This window comes from Nocardioides sp. WJ219 (assembly GCF_058559815.1).
Genome location: NZ_JBZUJV010000010.1, coordinates 186,661 through 209,439 on the forward strand (window position 1 = coordinate 186,661; position 22,779 = coordinate 209,439).

Genomic DNA, 22,779 nt, shown 5'->3' on the forward strand with positions numbered 1-22,779 from the left:
AGAGAGCAGTGATCGATGACGTCTGGCTTCCGGGCATGGACCCGAACACCCCTCAGCCTTGCCATGGCGACGGCGATGACGCTGGCCGGTGTGGCCGCCGTGGGCGTCGTAGCGGCACCTGACGCACACAGCGCGGTCGCGCCCACCACGGAGGTGTTCGACACGGCCGGGAAGTCCCTGTTCACGGTCCCCGCCGGGGTCACGGCGATCAAGGTGACTGCAGTCGGCGCCCGCGGTGGCAACTGCTACGGCGGAAGCGGCGGCGCCGGAGCTGTCGTCACCACGAGTCTTCTCGTCACCCCTGGAGCGCAGCTCACCATCGGTGTCGGTGGAGCCGGTCCCGTCGTTTCCTACTGCCCCTACCCCGGCACCGCCGGCGGCACGGGCGGCGGGGGCGCCGGCGGTGCGGGACCGTCCTTGGGCGCCAACGCCGTGGGAGGCGCCGGCGGCGGGGGCGCCTCGTGGGTCATCTCCGGAGACGGGAGCCCGACGGTGGCGAACGCGCTCGTCGTGGCCGGTGGCGGTGGCGGCGCCTCGTACGGCATTGCCGGCGGCGACGCCGACTCCCGGGGCAACGGCGGGGGCGGAGGAGGCGCCGGGACCCAGACAGCCGGCGGTGCCGGCGGAGCCCCTGGTGGCGGGGCCTCAGGCCCCGGCGGCGCCGGTACGGCGTTCACCGGTGGCGCTGGAGGCGTCGGCGTCGGCCAAGGCAGCGGTGGGGGTGGCGGCGGAGGCGGCTACTACGGTGGCGGGGGTGGAGGCGGCTCCAACGGCTCCTATGGCGGCTCCGGCGGCGGAGGCTCCAGCTTCGTGGTCTCCCACGCGTACGGGACCTCGCCGGCGGCCGCGTCGCAGGCCCCGGCGTCCGTCTCGATCACCTACCCAGCCGCACTGCCGCCGTCCGCGGTGATCTCGTCGCCCACGACCGGCGGCAGCTACGCCTTCGGCCAGGTCGTCCCGACGGCGTTCACGTGCGCGGAAGCGGTCGACGGACCCGGCCTGGAGTCGTGCAACGACAACCAGGGCTCGGACACGGCGGCGGGCGGCACCAACACCCTCGACACGTCGGTCGTCGGCACCCACACCTATGCCGTCACCGCGACCTCCGCCAGCGGACTGACGGACGTCGAGACGATCTCTTACACGGTCGAGCCCGGAACGCCGACCGTGGTGATCTCCGCGCCGGCACCCGGTGAGACCTACGTGCTCGGGCAAGTGGTCACGACGGCGTTCTCGTGTGCCGCGGGAGCCGGCACCTGGCTGTCCGCCTGCTTCGACAGCCTTGGCGGGTCTGGCTCGCCGGAAGGCACGAGCACCCTCGACACCTCCACCCTCGGCACCCACGACTACACCGTGAACGCGTGGACCGAATGGGGCGAGAACGCCGACGACCCGAACGCGGGGCAGATGCGAGTCCCGTTGACGATCTCGTACACGGTGGTGGCCCCGCCGCCGCCGACCGCGGAGATCTCCTCGCCGGCGACCGGTGGCACCTATCGGATCGGCCAGGTCGTGCCCACGGCGTTCACGTGCGCCGAAGGAGCCGGCGGGCCGGGCTTGGCGTCGTGCGACGACAGCGCCGGCACGACGTCGACGTCGGGGGGTGCAGGCACCCTCGACACGTCGTCGGTCGGCACCCACGACTACACCGTGACCGCGACCTCCGCCAACGGCCAGACGGGCACCAGGACGATCTCGTACACGGTGGCTGGGGCGCCGACAGCGACGATCTCCGCACCAGCACGCGGCGCCACGTATCAGCTCGGCCAGGTCGTGAAGACGAGGTTCGCGTGCGCCGAAGGAGCCGGCGGGCCGGGTCTCGCGTCGTGCAACGACAGCCGCGGTGCGACCTCGACGTCCGGCGGCACCGGCAGCCTCGACACCTCGCGCGCCGGCGCCCACACCTACACGGTGACCTCCACCTCCGCGAACGGGCTCAGGAGCACGGCCTCGATCTCCTACCGGGTCACCCCGGCGACGGTCGCGATCGGGACAGGGCGGGCAACGGTCTCGGGCGGGAGGACGAAGGTCGACGTGAGCTGCGCCGGCGCGATGGTGTGCCGCGGCACGCTCAAGCTCGTGCAGAAGAAGACCGTCGTCGCCACCGCCAGCTATGCGATCGCCGGGCGTGCCAACGCCACCGTCAAGCTCAAGCTGACCACGGCCGGCAAGAGGCTGTTGAGCAAGGCGAAGAAGGCGGGCCTCACCACCCAGGCGACCGCGACCGTCGCCGGAGGGGCAACGGCTCGACGCACGATCGTCCTGAAGCCCGGTTGAGCCGCGCGACCTCCTGGGGGACGCCGAGGTCGGGACCGCTCCGACGCCGGCGAAGCCGCGGATGAGCGTGTGCGCGACCTCGCCGAGGGGGCGCTGCATCAGCTCTCGCGCACGGCGTCGGCGTCGCGGGCGCGCATCGCGTCCACTCGCGGACGTCGCTGAGCTCGACGGGGCGCACCAGGCAGCCCTTGCGGGGGATCACCACCGCCCACCCGCTACGGCGTGCCGCTGGTCGTCATCCTCGGCCCCGCCAACGATCGCCACGTGTCCCGGACGCACTCCTGTCGACCCGGGGAGAGGCCTCGGTCGAGCAGGCTGCTGAGCGCGGGTCGGGGCGCGTTGACCGCCTTTCACCAGTACTGGTGCAGGCAGGCACCGCGCGTCAGCCCGGCGAGACCGCCCGGTCCACGGCCGTGCTCCCGGGGCGACAGGTCGACCACGGGTCGGTGAGCACCTCGGCGAGCACGAGCTCGGCGGCGCCGTGCAGCTGGGCCGCGCGGCCGAGCGTGCCGGGGACGACGCGCACGACCGCCCGGGGCTGGGCGAGCGCGCGGGAGGCGAGGGCGCTCTCGAGGGCGGGGCGCAGGTGGCGGTGGAACTGCTGCAGGAAGCCGCCGAGCACCACGACCTCGGGGTTGAGCAGGTTGACCAGGTTGCCGATGCCGAGGCCGACCCAGCGCGCGATCTCGGCCGACGCCAGCGCGGCCCGTTGGTCGCCGGCGTCGAGGCGGCCCAGGAGACGGTCGAGCGCCGCATGGCCGTGGGTGCTGTCGAGGCCCGCCGCCCGCAGCAGGGCGACCTCGCCGGCCTCGGTCTCCCAGCAGCCGCGCGCACCGCAGGTGCAGGGTCGTCCGTCCGGGTTGACCAGCATGTGCCCGGCCTCGCCGGCGTACCCGGCGGCCCCGAGCATCGCCCGCCCGCCCACCACCAGGCCGGCACCGATACCGACGTCGCCGGAGACGAAGACCATGGTCTCGGCCCCGCGCCCCGCACCCCGGCGGTGCTCGCCGAGGGCCCCGAGGTCGGCCTCGTTGGCCACCTCGACCCGGGTCGGGCGGCCGAGCGCGGCACCGAGCATCAGGCCCAGCGGTACGTCGCGCCAGCCGAGGTTGGGCGCCACGTGCACAAAGCCGTCGGTGCGACGGACCAGGCCGGGGACGGCGACGCCCACGCCGACCAGCCGTTCCTCGTGCCCGGCCAGCAGCGGCGCGGCGAGCGCGTGCACCCGCGCCACGGCGTCCGGCGCCGTCAGGGTGCCGCGCGGCAGACCGACCCGGTCGGTGGCCAGCACGGCGCCGCCCAGGCCGACCGTCGCCACCGCGACCGACTCCACCGCGAGCTCGACCGCCAGCACGACCGCACCCTCCGGCCGTACCTCGACCACCGACGAGGGGCGCCCCAGCCCGGAGGACAGCACGCGCCCGGAGTCGGTGGCCATCCCGCAGGCCACGAGGTCCTGCGCGAGGTCGGCGATGGTCGAGCGGGTCAGGCCGGTGGCCGCGCCGAGCTGGGACCGCGAGGACGGCCCGTCCAGGTGCAACCGCTCCAGCAGCACGCCGAGGTTGTGGCGGCGTACCTGGGACGGCGTCGTGCCCAGCCTGCTGGGGACCACCGGCTGGTCGTCGGACACCTCGCGCCTCACGGGGCGATGGTGGCAGATCGGCGCGCCCGGGGAGCGGCTCGCGGCCTCGCCGACGTTCCTCCGAGCCCGTTGACGTCCGTGACGGCGGTCACTAGCGTCGTGGACAGCACTTTGTCCTGCACTCCGACAAATGCCGCTCCCGCGGCAGACAGGGGAACCCCCCATGACCCCCCACCACCCGCGCCGGGCTCTCCGGACCGCCGCTGCCGCCCTCGGTGCGGCCGCCCTCGCGCTCACCGTCTCCACCCTCGCGCCCGCTGACGCCGCTCCGCGCGACGACCGTCCCGACGTTGCCGACGCGGCGCCGTACAAGGTGCTCGTGGTCGGCAAGACCCTCGGGTTCCGCCACTCCCACATCGACGAGACCACCAACGCCGTGATCGCGCTGGGCCAGGAGCACGGCTTCACCGTCGACGTGTGGGACCCGCCGGTCGGCCGCTCCCCCGGTCAGCCCGCGCTCAGCATGACGACGACGCCGTTCACCAGCGCCGAGGCGCTCTCGCAGTACGCGACCGTGCTGTTCGCCTCGCCGGTCGACGGCACCAACAACCAGGACCCGGCCCGGCCGCGCACGCTCGACGACACCGAGCTCGCCGCCCTGCAGGGCTACATCCGCGGCGGCGGCGGGTTCGTCGGGCTGCACGCGGCCACCGACGAGATGCACGCCGTGCCGTGGTTCAGCAGGCTGACCGGAGGGTCGGCCCGCTTCCGCAACCACCCCGCGCAGCAGCAGGCCACGATGGTCGTGGAGAGCCCGAACCACCCGTCCACCACGATGCTGCCGAAGGAGTGGTCGCGGTTCGACGAGTGGTACAACTACACGGCCAACCCCCGCGAGGACGTGCACGTGCTGCTCACCCTCGACGAGTCGACGTACACCGGCGGCACGATGGGCGCCGACCACCCGATCGCCTGGTGCCACAACTTCGAGGGCGGCCGCTCGTGGTACGAGGGTGCCGGCCACGTCGACTCCTCCTACAGCGACTCGCTCTTCCTGGCCCACCTCCTGGGTGGCATCGAGTGGACCGCCGGCGTCGTCGAGGGCGGCGGCGACTGCGTCACCTTCCCCGAGGTCGAGCGCCTCGTCGCAGCGGTCGAGGGCCCCGGCCACGGCCACGGTCACGGCAACGGGCCGAAGCACGCCGAGTCCCTCGCCCGCTCCCTCGAGCAGGCCGAGGCCGCCGCCGACGCCGGTGACCACGCGCGTGCAGCCCACCTGATCAAGAAGGCGAAGGGCAAGGCGCACGGCGTCAAGGACCCGGTGCTGGTCGAGAAGCTCGCCGACCTCCAGGAGTGGCAGAGCGGGCTCGTCGGCTACTGACCTCCACGCCGCGGCTCGACCCCGCCGTGAGGCGGGCGGGGCGCGAGAAGATCGATGACGAGGGTCCGCCGACGAGCGTCGGCGGACCTTCGTCATCGGCGGCGGTCCGGGGGACTCGTCGGCGCCTGCTCACCCGGCACGGCGGGCCCCGAGGAATCTGCGCAGAAACGCATCGCGCAGCAGGTCGCCAGCCTAGTGTGGCGCGTGCCACCCCGAGCCGCCTGCGACCGGGTGGCTCCATCGAGAGGCCGTTCCATGAAGTTCTTCCAGAGTCGCGTTGCCGCAGTTGCCGTGGGCGGGTTGGCCATCGCTGCCCTGTCCGGGGTCGGTGGCGCCGTTGCCGCAGGTCAGATCGGGAGCGGAGACATCCGGGACGGCTCCATCCGCAGCGTGGACGTCCGCGACAACGGGATCCAGGGCAAGGACCTGAGTGCACAGCTCCGCTCGCGCGTGAACTCCACGTCGCGCGGTCCCGCCGGTCCCGCTGGTCCTCGGGGCCCCTCCGGCACGACCGACGTCACCACCCACCTCACCCCGCTCACCGACCTCGGCGGCGGGTTCCAGCTGAACGTGGTCCCGGTTCCCGGCAGCCCGGCGAACGGCAACAGCGACACCCCGCTCCTCACCTTCGAGCTGGACTCCGGTCGCTACCTGATCGACGGCACGGCACAGTTCTTCCACTTCGGGGGCACCCCGGCGTCGGTGGACTACGGCGTCATCTCGCTGCTGGTCGAGGGCTCGAACGACCGCGGCACCTCGTTCACCTCCGACATCCCCGAGGACGGGCAGAACGGCGCCCAGACCAACGCCACGACCTACCTCGTGATCCCCGAGGACGACACCACCCTGACCGTGGTCGGCTCCATCCGGGGCGGCAGCGCCGGACATGCCGGTGCCCAGGTCATCGCTTCCCGCATCGGTGACGCGGTCGGCTGACGCCTCCCACACCAGCGCAGGACCGCTCCGGCCCACTCGGACCGGCGCGGTTCTCCGTGTCCGCACTGGTGTCCGTACTGGTGTCCACACTGGTGTCCGACCGCGGCTGACCAGAGCACCGGGACGGCCGCCCGACCAACGCGACGGGCCCGGTCTCAGGACGCGCCGTCGACCAGCACCTGCTTCATCCGGGCGATCTCGACGGCCTGGTCGGACTCGATGTGGCTGGCCAGCTGGAAGACCTGGGACTCCTGGCCGCCGTCGCCGGCCAGCAGGTCGTCGACCATCGCGATCGCACCCTCGTGGTGACGGATCATCAGGCGCAGGAACAACCGGTCGAAGCGCGGCCCGTCGGCGGCGCGCAGCTGCGCCAGCTCGGCCTCGGTGAGCATCCCGGGCATCAGGTCGCCGTCGCCGTGACCCCCGTGGTGGGCGTGCGCGCCCGACGTGGACTCCCCACGCTGGGTGAGCCAGTCCTCGAGCTGCGCGATCTCGTCGGTCTGCGACGCCGCGATCCGCTCGGCGAGCAGCGGCACCTGCGACGAGGCCGACCGCTCCGCGACCATCTCGACCATCTCGAGGGCCTGCTGGTGGTGCGGGACCATGCCCTGCACGAACGCCACGTCGGACTCGGTGTGGCCCGGCTCGTCGAGGTCCTCGAGCTCGTCCGGCGACAGCGTCCGGTTGTCCTCCCCGGGCGCGCCCAGCTGCACGACCGGGGCCTCGGGCGTCTCCGACGCACCGGACGAGCCGGACGACGTGGACGGGGAGTCCTCCCCCTCGGACGAGCAGGCACCGAGCGCCAGGACGGCGCAGACGGCACAGGCGGCGACCGCCAGCAGGCGGCGGGACGTCGTCATGGGGCGGTCTCCCGAGGTGGACGGCAAGCCTGGACCGGCTCCGGACGAGGGTCTGGCGGTGGAGGCGAACCTCACACTAGGTTGATCGTAGTTCAGGGCCGCCCCCCATGTCGCTCGGCAGATCTGGCCCTTCTCGAGGAGGTAGTCCCATGTCACCCCTGCGCAAGCTCAGCGGGAACGGCCGACGCGCGGTCGGCGTGGCGGGGGCGGCACTGCTCGCCCTGACCCTGGCCCCGGTGGCGTCCTCGGCCGAGGACGACCCGCGGGTCGGACTCGCGCCGGGCTACTTCCCCTGGTCGGAGGCCAGCAGCAACATCGAGCTGCTCGACAACGACCCGCGCGTGGGCGCCTTCGACGGAGCCCCCGGCAACTTCGGCTTCGTGAACTCCGACCTCGCCTTCACCGGCGACCACGCGATCGTCGGCAACTTCAACGGGTTCCAGGTCTACGACCTCTCCGACCAGACCGACCCCACGCTGCGCGGGTCCTTCGTCTGCCCCGGCGGCCAGGGTGACCCGTCGGTGTACGGCGACCTCCTCTTCATCTCCGTCGAGGAGACCCGGGCCCGCAAGGACTGCGGCACGCAGGGAGCCACCAGCGCCGCCGACCGGTTCCGCGGCGTCCGCATCTTCGACATCAGCGACATCGACAACCCGGTGCAGCTGCCCGGCGTGCAGACCTGCCGCGGGTCGCACACGCACACGATCGTCACCGACCCCGACGACCCGGCGAACATCTACATCTACAACTCCGGCACGTCCGGCGTCCGGTCGGCGACCGAGCTGCCCGGCTGCGAGAACGCCAACACCAACTCCCAGGTCCCGGTGACCACCGGCAACCCGACCCCGTGGCGCATCGACGTCATCAAGGTCCCGCTGGCCGACCCGGCCAAGGCCGCGATCGTCAGCCAGCCCCGCATCTTCACCGACCCCGCGACCGGTGCCTACAACGGGCTGCAGAACACCCCGAGCGGCACGCAGCACCCGTCCGGGACGTCGTACTCGCCGGTGCCGAACACCAACACCTGCCACGACATGACGTCGTTCGCGGCCCGCGAGCTCGTCGCCGGGGCCTGCCAGGGCAACGGGATCCTGCTCGACGTCGAGGACCCGGTGAACCCGCGGCGCATCGACGCCGTGTCCGACCCGAACTTCTCCTACTGGCACTCGGCGAGCTTCAACAACGACGGCACCAAGGTGATGTTCACCGACGAGTGGGGCGGCGGCACGTCGGCCCGGTGCCGGGTCACCGACCGGCCCGAGTGGGGCGCGGACGCGTGGTTCGACCTCGTCGGCGACCAGATGGAGTTCCGCAGCTACTTCAAGATGCCGGCCGTGCAGACGGCCCAGGAGAACTGCGTCGCCCACAACTCCTCGCTCGTCCCCGTGCCCGGCCGCGACATCCTCGTCCAGGCCTGGTACCAGGGTGGCCTGTCCGTCATCGACTTCAGCGACACCGCCAACCCCGTCGAGATCGCCTACTTCGACCGCGGCCCGGTCAACACCCCGAACCCCGCCGGGATCAACCTCGCCGGGTTCTGGTCGACCTACTGGTACAACGGCCAGGTCTACGGCACCGAGATCGCCCGCGGCTTCGACACGTTCGGCCTGCTGCCCAGCGACCAGCTGTCGGAGAACGAGATCGACGCCGCCCGCGAGGTCGTGCTCGACCAGTTCAACGCCCAGCACCAGCCGAAGATCGAGTGGGAGCCCAGCTTCAACGTCGCCGGCGCCTACTTCGACCAGGCGGTGCGGTCGGGTGCGCTGTCGGGCAAGACGCTCGACAAGGTCGCCAAGCACCTCGAGAAGGCCGAGGAGCTCGAGGGCCGCGGTCGCGCGTCGGTCGCCCAGCTCGAGAACGCTGTTCGTCAGCTCAGCGCCACCGGCGACCAGGGCGAGCTGAAGCAGGCGCTGACCGACCTGGCCCGGACGTTGCGCTGACGCAGCTCGTTGGCGTGCCCCTCCTAGGCTGGGAGCCGTGGACCACGACCCGACGGCGTACGACGCGCTCCTCGAGGATGCCGGCATCGACGGCGAGTCGCTGACGGTGCTGCTGGTCGCGGGACGGTCGCGGGTCGAGGTGCTCCGGCTGCTCGGCGCTGAGCCCGAGAGCGGTGCGGATCCCCACCCCGACCTCGACCGCGGGGGCCACTCCGCCTACGCCGCCACCGAGGTGCCGGGCGGCGCGGTGGCCATCGAGCACACGGGGTACGCCGACCCCAGCCCGCGGGTGCTGGCCGCCCTGTCGACGGGCGGTGGCGCCGCGGCGGTGACCCGCTCCAACGTCGCGGCGCACGAGCGGTTCGGGTGTGCCCGCGACGGCGTGCTGGTCTTCGACGCCGCCGAGTTCATGTTCGTCACGGAGGAGGAGAGGGAGGCCGTCCCCGCCGACCTCCGCCCGCTGTTCGACGCGGCCTGGGTCGACCCCACCGCCGAGGACACCGCCGAGGACGCCGCCACCGGCTTCGTGGGACTGGCGATGGCGGCGGCGTACACCGGCATCGTCGTCACCAGCGACGACCTGAGGCGCGCGGTCGCGCAGGGCTACCACCGCGTGCCGACGCTGACCTACCTCGACTGACCGGGCTGGGCCGGCTCGACCGGCCCGCCCGCGCGGGGACACCCGCACGTCGGGTGGTCCTGTCAGGCGTGACCCGCGGCCTCCAGGGCGACGGTCAGCAGCACCACGGAGTCCTCCACGGCCTCGAGGGAGTGCCGGGCGTCGGGGATGATGATCAGGTCGCCGACGGCGCCGTCGTGGCGCTCGTCGGCGGAGACCAGGGTCACCGCGCCGGCCAGGACCTGGAGCGTGGCCTCGCCGGGGCTCTCGTGCTCGTCGAGCTGGTGGCCCGCGGCCAGCGCGATCAGCGTCTGGCGCAGGCGGTGCTCGTGGCCGCCGTACACGGTGTGGGCGCTGCGGCTGCTCGACCCGCTACGAGCGAGGTCGAGGTGCTCCTGGACCAGGTCGGTCAAGGACTCTGCCTGCATGAGGTGCCTCCTGCTGCTCGCGGCCGGTCGGACCAGCACCATAGCCCGCCGTCAGCGGGGCGCGACGCCGTCGAGCAGGTTGGTCACGAGGGCGACGACGAACTCGTCGGTGCACGGCTCGTCGGGGATCAGGAGCCGGTGGTAGACCGCGCCCCAGAGCTGGTCGACCAGGACCTGGACGTCGACGTCGGAGCGGACCTGCCCGACCTCCTGCGCGCGCGCCAGCCGCTCGCCGGCGAGGCGGCGACGTTCGCTGGAGTACAGGGCGCGGTAGGACCGGGCCAGGTCGGCGTCGGTCTGCGACTGCCCGATCAGCTCGGCCAGGACCCGCCCGCCGGGTGTCTGCGTCATCACCTCGGTGAACGCCCGCAGCTGGCTGACCAGGTCGGCGCGGACGTCGCCGGTGTCGGGGAAGGCCAAGGTGTCCTGGACGGCGTGGAAGTAGCCCTCCAGCGCGAGCGCGCCCCGTGACGGCCACCAGCTGTGCAGCGTCGTCCTGCTGACGCCGGCCAGGCGCGCGACCCGGTCGAAGGTCAGGTGGGCGCTGCCCTCGGTCAGGAGGATCTCCCCGACCGCCTCGAGGACGTCGGCCCGGACCTCGTCGGCCGGGCGCCGGCCCCGACCGCGGCGGGTCGTCGGCGTCGCGCTCTCCTGGGTCACCACCGGCCTCCTCCGTCTCGCCCGACCCGCGGAAGTCTAGGGACCGGCGACCGGGCCGACGCGGCGCGCCGGTGCGTCACGTCGTCACCGTGAGCAGGTCGCCGAGCCCGACCCGGTCCAGGAACTCGCGCCGCGCCCGGTCGGCGACCTCCGAGACCTGCTCGGAGCCGTCGCCGGCAGGATCGATGTGCACGCGGTAGGGCCGCCGGCCGGCCGGCAGGTCCACGACCCGGGCGATCTCGTCGGAGACCATGCTCGCGTCGGCGTCCGGGGGTGCGAGGGCGGCGAGCTTGGACGCGACCTGGTCCATCAGGCCGGCGTACCGCGTCTCGTAGGCGGCCTCCACCGCGCCGTCGTCCGCGCGGCCGGAGCGGGCGAAGTGGTTGGTGCCGGTGGCGAAGGACCCGGGGACCACGATGGTGGTCTCCACGCCCCAGCGGGCCAGCTCAGCGGCGTAGCTGACCGCCAGGGAGTCCATGCCGGCCTTGGCGGCGAAGTACGGCGCGAGGTACGGCGGGGTGCCGCCCTTGACGCTCGAGCTGGAGACCCACACCACCAGGCCGGCGCCCCGCTCGCGCATGCCCGGCAGCACCGCGCGGTTGACCCGCTGGGTCGAGAGCACGTTGACGTCGTACAGCTCGGCGAGCTGGTCGGGCGTGAACGCCTCCGCGGGGCCGACGACCATGTGGCCGGCGTTGTGGATCAGGACGTCGATCCGGCCGTGCTCGCCGAGGACCTGCCGCACCGCGGCGTCGACGGAGTCCTGGTCGCTGACGTCGAGCTCGACGGCGCGCAGGTCGACCCCGTGCTCGGCGGCGTGCTCCTCGACGGCCCGCACCTGGGGGGCGTTGCGGCCGGTCGTGTCCCTCATGCCGGCGTAGACGGTGGTGGTGGCGCCGCCTCGGGTGTCGGACAGGGCCCGGGCCGTGAGGGCACCGAAGCCGCTGGAGGCGCCGGTGATCAGGACGATGTTCTCGGTCTTCTCGGTCTTCTCGGTCTTCTCGGTCATGGCTGTGCTCGCTCTCGCTCTGGCGTGGTGGTCGTGGAGGGGTGCCGGTCAGGCGAGCCCGCCGTTGACGAAGACGGTCTGGCCGTTGACCCACCGGGCCGGGCCGGCGAGGTGGGCCACGGTCTCGACGACGTCGTCCGGCACCCCGATGCGCTCGAGAGGCACGAGCTGGGCGATCCGGTCGATCGTCTCCTCGTCCTTGCCGTCGAGGAACAACGGCGTCGCGACCGGTCCGGGCGCCACGGCGTTGACCGTCACGTCCCGCCCGCGCAGCTCCCGGGCCAGGATCAGGGTGATCCCCTCGACCGCCGCCTTGGTGGCGACGTACGCGCCGTAGGTGGGGTGCTGCGCGCGGGTCTGGGTCGTGGAGAAGTTGATGATCGCCCCACCGTCGCGCACCCGGTTGGCCGCGAGCTGGGAGACCACGACGGCGCCGCGGACGTTGGTGCGGTGCATCCGGTCGAAGTCGGCGAGGTCGAGGGTCGCCAGCGGCGAGAGGATCATGATGCCCGCGGTGTTGACCACGACGTCGATGCCGCCGAAGGCCGCGGCGGTCGCGTCGAACGCCGCCGCCATCGCGGTCTCGTCGGCGACGTCGCCCGAGACGGCGATCGCCCGGCCGCCCCCGTCGACGATCTCCGAGACGAGCTCCTCGGCCCGGTCGGGGTTGCCGGCGTAGTGGACGGCGACCGCGAGGCCGTCGGCGGCCAGGCGGCGCACGACGTTGCTGCCGATGCCGCCGGAACCGCCGGTCACCAGGGCGACGCGGGAGGTGTGGTCGTTCATGGGACGCTCCTTCACTCGTAATGGACTGTGTGTCCATATAAGCACGATGTGGACGGAGTGTCCATAACTTTCGGGCGGCGGGCGCGAGATCTCACCGGTGGACCGGGGAGATCTGAACTTCCCGGGCAATGCAATGCCCGGGAAGTTCAGGTGTTGCCTGGGAAGTCGGGGCTGGTGGGCGACGGACGTGGCGCCGCAGCCACGGCTCAGCGCGCGGTCTTGCCGGCGGCCTCGAGGATGACGTCGGTGACGACGTCGGGCCGCGACACCGTGATGGCGTGGGACCCGTCGACCTCGACGAGGTGGGCGCCGGCGCGCTCGGACATGAACCGCACCAGTTCGGCAGGGACGGCGAGGTCCTGCTCCGCGAGCAGCGCCCAGGACTCGATGGACCGCCAGGCCGCTCGGGTGGCGGGGGCCGTGAACGCCTCCAGCGCGAGGGGACGCTGGGTCACGGCCATCCGCTGCGCCACCTCGGCGTCGACGTCGGCGGCGAACAGCGCGTGGAACTGCTCCGGGTCGATGGAGAGGTCGGAGCCGGTGCCACCGCCCGGGGTCGGGTACGGCGTGGGGCGGGCGGCGCCGCCGAGCTGGGCGCCGGGGAACTTCTCGACGAGCTCGAGGAGGGTCTCCCCCGGCTCGGCCAGGAAGCTGGCGACGTACACGAGGGCCGTCACGTTCGGGTTGCCGTCGGCGCCCTGGCTCATCACGGACCCGCCGTAGGAGTGCCCCACGACGACGATCGGTCCCTCGATGCTCTCCAGGACGCTGCGGAGGTACTCGCCGTCGCTCTCCAGCCCCCGCAGGGGGTTGGCGACGGCGACCACGCGGTGGCCGGCCTGCTGCAGGGCCGCGATCGAGCCGTTCCAGCTCGAGGAGTCGGCGTAGGCGCCGTGGACCAGGACGATGGTCTGCTTCGCGGGGTTCGTGCTCATGGGGCGTTCCTCTCGGGAATTCGGGACACCGGACGGCGTCCTCGAAATGCAATATATTGCGTACTGGGAGGTGACGCAAGGGCGCCGCCGACCACGCGGCGGTTTGACCCGCCCGCCGAGGCGCGCGCAATATATTGCGTGCCCATCCCCCAGAACTCCCCCGCCGTCGACCGCACCCTCCTGCGCGACGACGTCTACCGGCGGCTGCGCGACGCCGTGGTCGACGGGACGTTCGCGCCGGGCGAGCAGCTCAAGGACCTGGCCCTGGCCGAGTGGCTCGGCGTCAGCCGCACGCCCGTCCGCGAGGCGCTGATGCGGCTGGCCGAGGGCGGGCTGGTGGTCGCGCTGCCGGGCCGCTCCACCACCGTGAGCACGCTCGACGTGCGCGCCACCACGGACGCGCGCGACGTCGTCGCGGCGATGCACGAGCTCGCCGTCCGGCAGGCCGTGCCCGCCCTGACGGCCGCCGACCTCGAGGCGATGGTCGAGGCCAACCGCAGGTTCCGCGCCGCCGTCGAGGACGGTGACGTCGACAGCGCACTGCAGGCCGACGACGACCTGCACGCCGTGCCTGTCGCCGTGTGCGGCAACCGCTCGCTCGCCAAGGTGCTCGACCAGTTCACGCCCATGGTGCGGCGCGCCGAGCGGCTCCGCTTCGCCACCGTCGCCGGCCGCGAGTCCGTCGCCCGCCACGACGAGCTGATCCGACTCTGCCGGGACGCCGACGTCGCCGGCGCGGCCGCGGTCGCCTTCGGCACCTGGCACAGCCTGGCCACCGCGGCCGAGCAGCCGGAGGAGACGCCCGGGCACTGACCTCCGGTATGCGATATATTGGTGTGGTCGTCCGGTCACCACCCCGAGGAGAGCCATGTCCCTGCAGGACTTCCCCCGCTACCCGCTGCTCTTCGGCCCGAGCCCGGTGCACCCGCTCGACCGGCTCAGCCAGCACCTCGGCGGCCCCCGGATCTGGGCCAAGCGCGAGGACTGCAACTCCGGGCTGGCCTACGGGGGCAACAAGACCCGCAAGCTGGAGTACCTGGTGCCCGACATCCTGCAGCAGGGCGCGGACACCCTCGTCTCGATCGGCGGCTACCAGTCCAACCACACCCGCCAGGTCGCGGCGCTCGCCGCTCGGCTCGGCCTGAGCGCCGTCCTGGTGCAGGAGCGCTGGGTGGACTGGCCCGACCCCCTCAACGACCGGGTCGGCAACATCATGCTGTCGCGGATCATGGGCGCCGAGGTGCGGCTCGACCCGTCCGGCTTCGGCATCGGGTTCAAGAGCAGCTGGGACGACGCCCTCGAGGACGTACGCCGCCGCGGCGGCACGCCGTACGGCATCCCGGCCGGCGCCTCCGACCACCCGCTCGGCGGCCTCGGCTTCGCGGGCTGGGCCGCCGAGGTGGAGCAGCAGGAGCGCGAGCTCGGGGTCTTCTTCGACACCGTCGTCGTGTGCACGGTGACCGGGTCGACGCACGCCGGGATGATCGCCGGCTTCGCGCTGCAGGACCGGCCGCGTCGCGTCATCGGCATCGACGCCTCGGCCACCATCGACGACACCCGCGACCAGGTCGCCCGCATCGCCCGGCACACCGCAGGCCTGATCGGGCTGGGACGTGACCTCGAGGACGAGGAGATCACCGTCCTCGAGGGCTGGGCGGGCGAGCGCTACGGCGTCCCGGTGCAGTCGACCCTCGACGCGATCCGGCTCAGCGGCTCCCTGGAGGGGATGATCATCGACCCGGTCTACGAGGGGAAGTCGATGGCCGGCCTCGTCGACCTGGTGCGGCAGGGCGACATCGCGCCGGGGTCCAACGTGCTCTACGCCCACCTCGGGGGCCAACCCGCGCTCAACGCCTACAGCGCGCTGTTCACCGACTGACCCGCGCCGGCTCCCGACGGCCGTCCGAGCGGGGCGGGCCCACGGGTTTACCGAGCACCGCCGGCGGGCAGATGTACCGACGGTCTCGGATCGCCTACCGAAGGAGCACGTCATGGGTTACGGAGTCGGAGCCTTCCTGCTGGTCGCCGGACTCGTCCTCGCGCTGGCCGTCCGCGACACCGTCGACGCCGTCGACCTGACGATGGTCGGCTGGATCATGGCCGGGGTGGGGCTGCTCGCCCTCCTCCTCACCGCGGTGACGCTCAACAGCGGCCGCCGTCGGCGCAGCGTGGCGACCACGGTGCACGCGGACGGCACGCAGACGGTGCACGAGAGCCGCACCGACATCTGAACCGGCCCGACGGCCCCGCGCACCCGGCGCGGAGCCGCTCTAGGGACGGCACCGTTGTCACGTGAGTTCAGAAGTGCGAACATGGTTCTCCCCGTCGCACGCTGATCTCGAGGTCCGACCATGCCCGCACCGTCCGGACCACTCCCGGTCCGACCCGTCCTGGCGTGCGTCCTGGTGGCCGTGCTGCTGTCGAGCGCCCTCGTGGGGCTCGTCGGTGCCGGGGAGGCGTCGCCCGGTACAGCACCCACGGCACCCACGGCACCCACGGCAGCCGCGCGGACGTGGGTGGTCGACGCCGTCGACGACGCCCGGGGCAACCGGTGGGAGTCGGTCGACACCGGCACGTCCGAGGTGACGGTCGCCGTCGGCGACACGGTCGAGTGGCAGTTCGACCGCGCGACGCAGAACCACGACCTCACCTCCGAGGACGTCCGCGAGTCGTGGCAGCCAGGCGTCGCCGAGTACCGAGCGCCGGACGGGCCGCCGTTCCGCTACACCTTCACCCGGCCCGGCACCTACTACTACCTCTGCTCGATGCACGGCGTGACGATGCGCGGCAGCGTCACCGTGGTCGAGGACCAGGCGCCGGTCGTGACGGCCCGGGCGACGCCGAGCCGCGGCGTCGCGCCCCTGGACGTCGTCCTCGCGGGCGAGGTCACCGGTGCGTCCGGCGACCTGACCTGGGCCTGGGACCTCGGCGACCCGGGCTCGACCACCGACGTCGCCGACACTGCCGTCGCGGGCTACACCTACGACGCGCCGGGCACGTACGTCGCCACCCTCACCGTCTCCGACGCCGGGGGCGAGGTCGGCTCCGACTCGGTCGAGGTCGTCGTCGACGACCTCGACGACGACGTGGCGCCGCAGACCCGGATCGCCGCCGGACCTTCCGGCACGGTGAGGTCGGGCCGCGCGACCCTGCGGCTCGGCAGCGACGAGCCCGGCAGCACGTTCGCGTGCCGCCTCGACGACCGCCCCTGGTCACCGTGCGCGTCGGAGGTCACCCACGCGGGCCTGACCGACGGCGACCACACAGCCCACGCGCGGGCCACCGACGCCGCCGGCAACACCGATCCCACCCCGGCGGCGCGCGGCTGGACCGTCGACACCGTCGGTCCCACGATCCGGGTGACCGCCCCGACGGGCGCCACCCGCGACCGCACCCCGACCGTGCGGGCCGTCGTCTCCGACCGCCACTCGACCGTGCCCCGGACGGCGCTGGAGGTGCGGGTCGACGGCCGCGCCGTCCCGGTCCGGTACGACGCCCGCCGCGGGCTGCTGACCGCGACGCCGCGACGCGCCCTCTCCCCCGGACGCCACACCGTCAGGCTGCTGGTGGTCGACGCCGTCGGCAACCGCACCACCCGCACCTGGCGGTGGCGCGTCGTCCGGTGAGCCGACGGCCCCGGCGCGGGAGCGGTCGCCCGTAGGCTGACCCACCGCCATGCCTGACACCGACACCCACGACCAGCGGCTCCTCCTCGTCGTCGACGCCCCGTCGCTGCTGCACCGCAACCACCACGCCCGCAAGGGGTCCGACCTGCGCGACCGCGGCGGCCGGCCGGCCTGGGCGCTGCACGGGATGCTGCGCCAGATCCTCGAGGCGGTCGACCGGTTCGCACCCGACCTGCTGGTCTTCGGCTTCGACGACCGGACGTCGTCCGAGCGCGCCGCCCGCTACCCGGCGTACAAGGGTGGGCGGGCGGAGAAGCAGCCCGAGCTCGTCGAGCAGCTCGACCGCGCGGCGCCGATGCTGGCGGCGATGGGGCTGCACACGGTGACCCCGGCGGGGCTGGAGGCCGACGACGTGAGCGCGTCGGCGGCGACCTGGGCCGAGCGCGAGGGCTGGTCGTGCGTCATCGTCACCTCCGACCGCGACACCTTCGCCCACCTCAGCGCGACCACCCGGGTGCTGCGGCTGATCGACGGCGGCATCCACGGCTCGCCGCTGCTCGACCCCGTCCGGCTGCGCACCATGTACGGCGTCGACGCCGCGCACTACCTCGACTACGCCGCCCTGCGGGGCGACGCCAGCGACAACCTGCCGGGCGTCGCCGGCATCGGGGAGAAGACCGCGGCGCAGCTGCTCGAGCTGATGGGCTCGATGCAGGCGGTGTGGGCCGACGTCGACCACGCCGCGGGGGTCAACCTGGTCGCCACGCTCGACTCCCTCGCCGAGGAGACCGGCGTACGCCGCACCGGCGCGGGCGTGCTGCGCAGGCTCACCGCCGAGGGCGCCCGCGAGCAGTTCGAGTTCAACCGCACCATGATGACCAGCCGGACCGACCTCGACCTCGCTCTCGCGACCGACGGCACCGGTCCCGGCCGGCTGCCGGTCGACGCCGCCACCGTCGCCCGGGTGGTCGGCCACCTCGGGGTGCCCGACACCGCCGACCTGGCGGCGCGGGTGCTCGGCCCCGCCTGACCTCCCCGGGCGGTCAGTCGCGCAGCAGCGGCAGCAGGTGACGGCCCTGTCGCTCGATCTCGCGCAGGTAGGGCGTGTCGGAGAGCACGAACGTGGTGATGCCGAGGTCCTGGTACTTGCGCAGCGACTTGGCGACGTCGTCGGCCGAGCCCACCAGCCAGGTGGTGCCGGCGCCACCCCCGCCGTACCGTCCGGGCGCGGTGTAGAGGTTGTCGTCGAGCACGTCGCCGCGCGCGGCCAGGTCGAGCAGCCGCTGCTGCCCCTGCGCCGGGCCGCGGTGGGGTCGCTGGCTCGGCCCGTCCTGGCGTCGGGCCATCTCGGCGACCTTGGCCTCGGCGTCGGCCCAGGCCTGCTCGGTCGTGTCGCGCACGAGGGTGGTGATCCGCAGGCCGAACTCGAGCGGCGCGTGCTCGCGCCCGAGCTCGGCGCTGAGGGTGCGGAGCCGGTCGATGCGCTCGCGGACGCCGTCGAGCGGCTCGCCCCAGAACAGCTGGACGTCCGCCTCGGTGGCCGCCACCCGCTCGGCCGCCTCGGAGGCGCCGCCGAAGTAGAGCCGCGGGTGCGGACGACCGGGGCGCGGCCGCACCCGGGGCAGCACGGTCGACCCGGTGACCCCGAAGTGCTCGCCGTCGAAGGTGACGTCCTCCTCGGTCCACAGCCGGCGGACGAGCTGCATGAACTCCCGGGTGCGGGCGTAGCGGTGGGCCTGGTCGCCCTCGGCGTCGCCGTACGCCGCGAGGTCGTCCTGCCCCGAGACGATGTTGACGCGGACCCGCCCGCCGGTGAGGTGGTCGAGGGTGGCGGCCGCAGAGGCGAAGTGGGCCGGGCGCCAGTAGCCGGGCCGGATCGCGACCAGCGGCTCGAACGTCGTGGTGCGGGCCGCGAGCGCCGTGGCCACCGTGAACGTGTCGGGACGGCCCCAGCTGGTCCCGAGCAGCGCGCCGGTCCAGCCGTGCTCCTCCAGCGCCCGCGCGTGGGTGGTCAGGGTGTCGAGGCTGTTGTGGTCCTCGACGGTGTCGTCGCCGCGGTGGCCCGGCTCGACCTGGTTGGGGATGTACCAGAGGTGCTCGGCGCTCATCGGTCCTCCTGTCGCACGGTCATTAACTACGGTAAGTCTAGCAAGACCATAGATAATGACGGCGTGGAGAGATCGGGCTCGAGCACACGGTGGTCGAGCCGCGGGGACGAAGTCACCGCGAGTCGAGACCCCCGCAGGAAGCGCGCCTCGCCGGGTCTCGACTCGGGCTCGCTGGCGCTCGCCCGGCTCGACCAGCGTGGGTCACCGACGGTGGTCGAGCCGCGGGGACGAAGTCTCCGCGAGTCGAGACCCCCGCAGGATGCGCACCTCGCCGGGTCTCGACTCGGGCTCGCTGGCGCTCGCCCGGCTCGACCAGCGTCATGGGCCGTCGTACGACGACCGGTCACCGACGGTGGTCGAGCCGCGGGGGCGAAGTCTCCGCGAGTCGAGACCCCCGCAGGATGCGCACCTCACCGAGTCTCGACTCGGGCTCGCTGGCGCTCGCCCGGCTCGACCAGCGTGGGTCACCGACGGTGGTCGAGCCGCGGGGACGAAGTCTCTGCGAGTCGAGACCCCCGCAGGAAGCGCACCTCACCGGGTCTCGACTCGGGCTCGCCGGCGCTCGCCCGGCTCGACCAGCGTCATGGGCCGTCGTACGACGCCGACCACTGACGGTGGTCGAGCCGCGGGGACGAAGTCTCCGCGAGTCGAGACCCCCACAGGATGCGCACCTCGCGGGGTCTCGACTCGGGCTCGCCGGCGCTCCCCCGGCTCGACCAGCGTCATGGGCCGTCGTACGACGACCGGTCACCGACGGTGGTCGAGCCGCGGGGACGAAGTCTCCGCGAGTCGAGACCCCCACAGGGTGCCTTGCCTCGCCGGGTCTCGACTCGGGCTCGCTGGCGCTCGCCCGGCTCGACCAGCGTCACTTGCCGTCGTACGACTCTCGACCAGCGACAGGAGGACCCGACCCGGCGGACGGTCAGGTGGTGGGGCCGCCGCCCTTCAGGTCGGGGCCGGTGATCGGGCGGTAGTCCTCGGCCGTGGTGTCGACCCGCGGGTCGGTCTCGTCGGCGCGGCGGACGACGTCCTCCTGGGCGGCCTGCTCCTGGGCCAGGCCCTGGTGGGCGGTGGCGGCCTCGTGCTCGGCGCGCTCGGCGCGGACGCGGGCGCGCTCGGCCTCGACCGCGGCCTGCTGGGCGCGGACGGCGGCGGACTCCACCTCGGTGCTGCGCGACGCGGCCTCGGTGCGCAGGTGCTCGGCGTGCCGGAGCCGCTCCTCGCGCTGCTTCGCGGCGCGTCGGCGCAGCAGCCACATCACCAGCGCGGCCAGCGCCAGCAGGACGAGGACGGCGACGACGATCCAGACGATGTCTTCGGTCTCCATGGTTCAGCTCCCCTCGGGCTCGGGCGCGGGTGTGGTCTGCGGGTCGGCGGTGGGTTGGTCGGGGTCGAGGCTCGGCACGACGTCCGGGTGCTGGTCGGGGGTGGTGGTCATCTGGCCACGGTCCCGCGCGCGGGGGCTCCGATCTCCACCCGCGCAGGTGACCCCCGTCCGGTCCCCCGCTAGGTTGCCCGCGTGGAGACCGACGACGTCCTGGTGCTGTTGCAGGAGGTCGCCGCCGAGGTGGTCGACCCGCGGTTCGGGGCGTTGCAGCGCGGCGAGGTGGAGACCAAGGGCCGGCCGTTCGACCTGGTCACCGTCGCCGACCGCGAGGCCGAGGCCCTGATCACCGCCGCCCTGCTCCGGGCCCATCCCGGCGCCGTGGTGCTCGGCGAGGAGGCCGTCGCCGCCGACCCGTCCCTGCTGCAGGCCTGGACGGCGGCCGAGCACGTCTTCACCGTCGACCCCGTCGACGGCACCCGGAACTTCGTCCACGGCTCGCCCGACCACGCCGTGATGGTGGCCGAGCTGCGCGGCGGCCAGGTGGTGCGCAGCTGGATCTGGCAGCCCCAGCACCGTGCGGCGTACGTCGCCGAGCGCGGCGCGGGCGCGTGGCGTGACGGGGTCCGCCTGAGTGCGGGGGGCACCGGCAGGCGGGTGCCGCGCCTGACCGGCACCTGCTGCGGCATCGACTACCCGCGGCTGGCGAGCGGTGCCGCCGACCGCGCCGTGTGGCCCAAGACCAAGCCGTGGGACCACGCCCCCGGCTCCCTGCTGCTCACCGAGGCCGGCGGCCGGGTGGGGTCGCTGCGCGGGGCGGCGTACCGGCCGAGCTCCCCGCCGCGGGTGCTGGTCGCCAGCGCCCGCGGACGCCGTACCGCGTAGGTCGCCGGCGCCCCGCGGCGCGGAGGTCCCCGACCCGGGCCGGGACTCTGGCAGACTTCCCCCCGTGTCACAGGGTTCTCAGGGCGAACGTCGTGCGGTGGTCGTCGAGGACGACGAGGACATCCGCTCGCTCATCGAGTTCACCCTGACCACCCAGGGCTTCGTGGTCCGCTCGGCCGAGACCGGGTTGGAGGGGGTCGAGCAGGTCCGCGACTTCGACCCCGACCTGGTCACGCTCGACCTGGGGCTGCCGGGCATCGACGGGATCGAGACCTGCCGCCGGATCCGCGAGATCACCGACGCCTACGTCGTGATGATCACCGCCCGCGACGACGAGATCGACCGGCTGCTCGGCCTGGAGACCGGCGCCGACGACTTCCTGTCCAAGCCGTTCAGCGTCCGTGAGCTCAAGGCCCGCGTCAACGCACTGTTCCGGCGGCCGCGCCACGGGGTCGGCACCGCCGGACCCGCGCCGGCGACCGAGCCCGCGCCGGCCCCCGCCGTACCGGACCACGAGGTCCTCGAGCACGGGCCGCTCCGCGTCGACGTCGAGGGACGGCGTGCGTTCAAGGTGGCCGACGAGCTGCCGCTGACCCGCACCGAGTTCGACCTGCTCGCCGAGCTGATGCGCACGCCGGCCCGGGTCTGGACCCGCGAGGCGTTGCTGCGCTCGGTGTGGGGCACCGACTGGGCGAGCGACACCCACCTGGTCGAGGTCCACATCGGCAACCTGCGCCGCAAGCTCGGCGAGGGCCAGGGCAAGCCGAAGTTCATCAAGACCGTGCGGGGCGTCGGCTACCGCATGGAGTCGATCGACTGACGTCGGCCCGTCGGGTCAGGCCGGCAGGCCTGCGACGCGCGCGAGGTAGTCGTCGATCGCCTGGCCGGCGCGCTCGGACGCCGCCGGCAGGTGCGTCACCTGCGACCGGCACGCCGGCAGGTCACCGCAGCGCAGGTCGGTCTCGAGGCAGGACGCCAGCTCGGCGAGCTCGCGCGCGCCGGTCATGGTGGCGGAGACCTTGAGGCTGAGGACGGCGTCCATCGCCTCGTCGACGTCGCTGGCGCCGACCGCGTGGACCACCCGCATCGTGCGCGGCTCGAGCATCCGCCGGAACGTGCCTGCCAGCTCGAGGACGAACGTCCGGGCCTGGACGTCGTCGGCAAGCTGGTGCAGCGTGCTCGGGTCGAACACCGTCATCGATCGGGCTCCCTCGGTTGGTCCGACCATCGTCGCTGCCCAGCATCAGTGGGCGGTCTGGAAAACCTCAAGGAACCCGCAAACCCCCGGCAATACTCCACGGGGCTCCGCCGGGGCGGGGCACCCTGGTGGATTGTCGTGTGACCGCCATCTCGCCGGCCCGACCGGCCCGGCTCGGAGGCCGGAAAACTGGGAGCGCGGACCGCGACCTCTGGGGGGATCGGT

The 22,779-nt window shown here is 73.3% G+C and carries 22 protein-coding genes; 12 read left to right on the forward strand and 10 right to left on the reverse strand.

All coding sequences use genetic code 11. From position 1 onward, the window contains the following. Positions 1-63: 63 nt before the first annotated feature. Complete coding sequence (locus AC4MBH_RS20350; RefSeq protein ID WP_491797223.1) at positions 64-2,277, forward strand: glycine-rich protein; 2,214 nt, start codon at positions 64-66, stop codon at positions 2,275-2,277. A gap of 382 nt (positions 2,278-2,659) precedes the next feature. On the opposite strand, the gene AC4MBH_RS20355 is transcribed toward AC4MBH_RS20350, so the two are convergent. After that, positions 2,660-3,919 (reverse strand): ROK family protein, encoded by a 1,260-nt coding sequence (locus tag AC4MBH_RS20355; protein ID WP_491797224.1) that lies wholly within the window; start codon positions 3,917-3,919, stop codon positions 2,660-2,662. 163 nt (positions 3,920-4,082) lie between these two features. On the opposite strand from AC4MBH_RS20355, the gene AC4MBH_RS20360 reads away from it, so the two are divergent. Both AC4MBH_RS20360 and AC4MBH_RS20365 read left to right on the forward strand, forming a co-directional pair. After that, a complete protein-coding gene (locus AC4MBH_RS20360; protein ID WP_491797225.1) occupies positions 4,083-5,240 on the forward strand; it encodes a ThuA domain-containing protein in 1,158 nt (385 codons plus the stop codon). Positions 5,241-5,630: 390 nt separating this feature from the next. After that, positions 5,631-6,176: a hypothetical protein gene (locus AC4MBH_RS20365; RefSeq protein WP_491797226.1), complete on the forward strand. Its 546-nt coding sequence runs from the start codon at positions 5,631-5,633 to the stop codon at positions 6,174-6,176. 155 nt (positions 6,177-6,331) lie between these two features. Here the strand turns inward: AC4MBH_RS20365 and AC4MBH_RS20370 are convergent, their stop codons facing one another. Beyond that, complete coding sequence (locus tag AC4MBH_RS20370) at positions 6,332-7,036, reverse strand: DUF305 domain-containing protein (protein WP_491797227.1); 705 nt, start codon at positions 7,034-7,036, stop codon at positions 6,332-6,334. 149 nt (positions 7,037-7,185) lie between these two features. Here AC4MBH_RS20370 and AC4MBH_RS20375 point away from each other — a divergent pair, with 149 nt between their 5' ends. Both AC4MBH_RS20375 and AC4MBH_RS20380 read left to right on the forward strand, forming a co-directional pair. After that, positions 7,186-8,976, forward strand: a complete 1,791-nt coding sequence (locus AC4MBH_RS20375; protein ID WP_491797228.1) for an LVIVD repeat-containing protein — start codon at positions 7,186-7,188, stop codon at positions 8,974-8,976. Between the two features lie 37 nt (positions 8,977-9,013). Beyond that, positions 9,014-9,616 (forward strand): DUF6461 domain-containing protein, encoded by a 603-nt coding sequence (locus tag AC4MBH_RS20380; RefSeq protein WP_491797229.1) that lies wholly within the window; start codon positions 9,014-9,016, stop codon positions 9,614-9,616. 62 nt (positions 9,617-9,678) lie between these two features. Here the strand turns inward: AC4MBH_RS20380 and AC4MBH_RS20385 are convergent, their stop codons facing one another. The 5 genes from AC4MBH_RS20385 to AC4MBH_RS20405 all read right to left on the reverse strand — a co-directional run bounded on the left by AC4MBH_RS20385 (position 9,679) and on the right by AC4MBH_RS20405 (position 13,413). Further along, a complete protein-coding gene (locus AC4MBH_RS20385) occupies positions 9,679-10,023 on the reverse strand; it encodes a cupin domain-containing protein (protein ID WP_491797230.1) in 345 nt (114 codons plus the stop codon). Between the two features lie 51 nt (positions 10,024-10,074). Then, the gene (locus AC4MBH_RS20390; RefSeq protein WP_491797231.1) at positions 10,075-10,683 is read right to left on the reverse strand and encodes a TetR/AcrR family transcriptional regulator; all 609 of its coding nucleotides are present in this window, start codon (positions 10,681-10,683) and stop codon (positions 10,075-10,077) included. Positions 10,684-10,759: 76 nt separating this feature from the next. Then, positions 10,760-11,692 (reverse strand): SDR family NAD(P)-dependent oxidoreductase, encoded by a 933-nt coding sequence (locus AC4MBH_RS20395; protein WP_491797232.1) that lies wholly within the window; start codon positions 11,690-11,692, stop codon positions 10,760-10,762. Positions 11,693-11,740: 48 nt separating this feature from the next. Next, entirely contained in the window at positions 11,741-12,478 is a 738-nt protein-coding gene (locus AC4MBH_RS20400) for an SDR family oxidoreductase (protein ID WP_491797233.1), read from the reverse strand. A 206-nt stretch (positions 12,479-12,684) separates the two neighbouring features. Beyond that, entirely contained in the window at positions 12,685-13,413 is a 729-nt protein-coding gene (locus AC4MBH_RS20405) for an alpha/beta fold hydrolase (RefSeq protein ID WP_491797234.1), read from the reverse strand. 138 nt (positions 13,414-13,551) lie between these two features. Here AC4MBH_RS20405 and AC4MBH_RS20410 point away from each other — a divergent pair, with 138 nt between their 5' ends. From AC4MBH_RS20410 to AC4MBH_RS20430, 5 genes are all read left to right on the forward strand, one after another. Then, the gene (locus AC4MBH_RS20410) at positions 13,552-14,226 is read left to right on the forward strand and encodes a GntR family transcriptional regulator (RefSeq protein ID WP_491797235.1); all 675 of its coding nucleotides are present in this window, start codon (positions 13,552-13,554) and stop codon (positions 14,224-14,226) included. 55 nt (positions 14,227-14,281) lie between these two features. Next, complete coding sequence (locus AC4MBH_RS20415) at positions 14,282-15,292, forward strand: 1-aminocyclopropane-1-carboxylate deaminase (RefSeq protein ID WP_491797236.1); 1,011 nt, start codon at positions 14,282-14,284, stop codon at positions 15,290-15,292. Positions 15,293-15,404: 112 nt separating this feature from the next. Continuing rightward, on the forward strand, positions 15,405-15,644 hold the full coding sequence (locus AC4MBH_RS20420; protein WP_491797237.1) for a DUF6458 family protein: 240 nt from the start codon (positions 15,405-15,407) through the stop codon (positions 15,642-15,644). Between the two features lie 120 nt (positions 15,645-15,764). After that, positions 15,765-17,039, forward strand: coding sequence for a PKD domain-containing protein (locus AC4MBH_RS20425; RefSeq protein ID WP_491797238.1), 1,275 nt, complete (start codon positions 15,765-15,767; stop codon positions 17,037-17,039). 49 nt (positions 17,040-17,088) lie between these two features. Continuing rightward, the gene (locus AC4MBH_RS20430) at positions 17,089-18,069 is read left to right on the forward strand and encodes a 5'-3' exonuclease (RefSeq protein WP_491797239.1); all 981 of its coding nucleotides are present in this window, start codon (positions 17,089-17,091) and stop codon (positions 18,067-18,069) included. 13 nt (positions 18,070-18,082) lie between these two features. Here the strand turns inward: AC4MBH_RS20430 and AC4MBH_RS20435 are convergent, their stop codons facing one another. Then, entirely contained in the window at positions 18,083-19,147 is a 1,065-nt protein-coding gene (locus AC4MBH_RS20435) for an LLM class flavin-dependent oxidoreductase (RefSeq protein WP_491797240.1), read from the reverse strand. A 922-nt stretch (positions 19,148-20,069) separates the two neighbouring features. Continuing rightward, positions 20,070-20,474: a hypothetical protein gene (locus AC4MBH_RS20440; protein WP_491797241.1), complete on the reverse strand. Its 405-nt coding sequence runs from the start codon at positions 20,472-20,474 to the stop codon at positions 20,070-20,072. 192 nt (positions 20,475-20,666) lie between these two features. Here AC4MBH_RS20440 and AC4MBH_RS20445 point away from each other — a divergent pair, with 192 nt between their 5' ends. After that, complete coding sequence (locus tag AC4MBH_RS20445) at positions 20,667-21,356, forward strand: inositol monophosphatase family protein (protein ID WP_491797242.1); 690 nt, start codon at positions 20,667-20,669, stop codon at positions 21,354-21,356. Between the two features lie 64 nt (positions 21,357-21,420). After that, complete coding sequence (locus tag AC4MBH_RS20450; RefSeq protein WP_491797243.1) at positions 21,421-22,176, forward strand: response regulator transcription factor; 756 nt, start codon at positions 21,421-21,423, stop codon at positions 22,174-22,176. A 15-nt stretch (positions 22,177-22,191) separates the two neighbouring features. Here the strand turns inward: AC4MBH_RS20450 and AC4MBH_RS20455 are convergent, their stop codons facing one another. Next, positions 22,192-22,554, reverse strand: coding sequence for an Hpt domain-containing protein (locus tag AC4MBH_RS20455; protein WP_491797244.1), 363 nt, complete (start codon positions 22,552-22,554; stop codon positions 22,192-22,194). Between the last annotated feature and the right edge of the window lie 225 nt (positions 22,555-22,779).

Coding starts and splice junctions, on each gene's coding strand:
- AC4MBH_RS20350 (WP_491797223.1), top strand. CDS start 64: ATGGCGACGGCGATGACGCTGGCCGGTGTGGCCGCCGTGGGCGTCGTA.
- AC4MBH_RS20360 (WP_491797225.1), top strand. CDS start 4,083: ATGACCCCCCACCACCCGCGCCGGGCTCTCCGGACCGCCGCTGCCGCC.
- AC4MBH_RS20370 (WP_491797227.1), bottom strand. CDS start 7,036: ATGACGACGTCCCGCCGCCTGCTGGCGGTCGCCGCCTGTGCCGTCTGC.
- AC4MBH_RS20375 (WP_491797228.1), top strand. CDS start 7,186: ATGTCACCCCTGCGCAAGCTCAGCGGGAACGGCCGACGCGCGGTCGGC.
- AC4MBH_RS20385 (WP_491797230.1), bottom strand. CDS start 10,023: ATGCAGGCAGAGTCCTTGACCGACCTGGTCCAGGAGCACCTCGACCTC.
- AC4MBH_RS20395 (WP_491797232.1), bottom strand. CDS start 11,692: ATGACCGAGAAGACCGAGAAGACCGAGAAGACCGAGAACATCGTCCTG.
- AC4MBH_RS20400 (WP_491797233.1), bottom strand. CDS start 12,478: ATGAACGACCACACCTCCCGCGTCGCCCTGGTGACCGGCGGTTCCGGC.
- AC4MBH_RS20405 (WP_491797234.1), bottom strand. CDS start 13,413: ATGAGCACGAACCCCGCGAAGCAGACCATCGTCCTGGTCCACGGCGCC.
- AC4MBH_RS20415 (WP_491797236.1), top strand. CDS start 14,282: ATGTCCCTGCAGGACTTCCCCCGCTACCCGCTGCTCTTCGGCCCGAGC.
- AC4MBH_RS20420 (WP_491797237.1), top strand. CDS start 15,405: ATGGGTTACGGAGTCGGAGCCTTCCTGCTGGTCGCCGGACTCGTCCTC.
- AC4MBH_RS20425 (WP_491797238.1), top strand. CDS start 15,765: ATGCCCGCACCGTCCGGACCACTCCCGGTCCGACCCGTCCTGGCGTGC.
- AC4MBH_RS20430 (WP_491797239.1), top strand. CDS start 17,089: ATGCCTGACACCGACACCCACGACCAGCGGCTCCTCCTCGTCGTCGAC.
- AC4MBH_RS20435 (WP_491797240.1), bottom strand. CDS start 19,147: ATGAGCGCCGAGCACCTCTGGTACATCCCCAACCAGGTCGAGCCGGGC.
- AC4MBH_RS20440 (WP_491797241.1), bottom strand. CDS start 20,474: ATGGAGACCGAAGACATCGTCTGGATCGTCGTCGCCGTCCTCGTCCTG.
- AC4MBH_RS20455 (WP_491797244.1), bottom strand. CDS start 22,554: ATGACGGTGTTCGACCCGAGCACGCTGCACCAGCTTGCCGACGACGTC.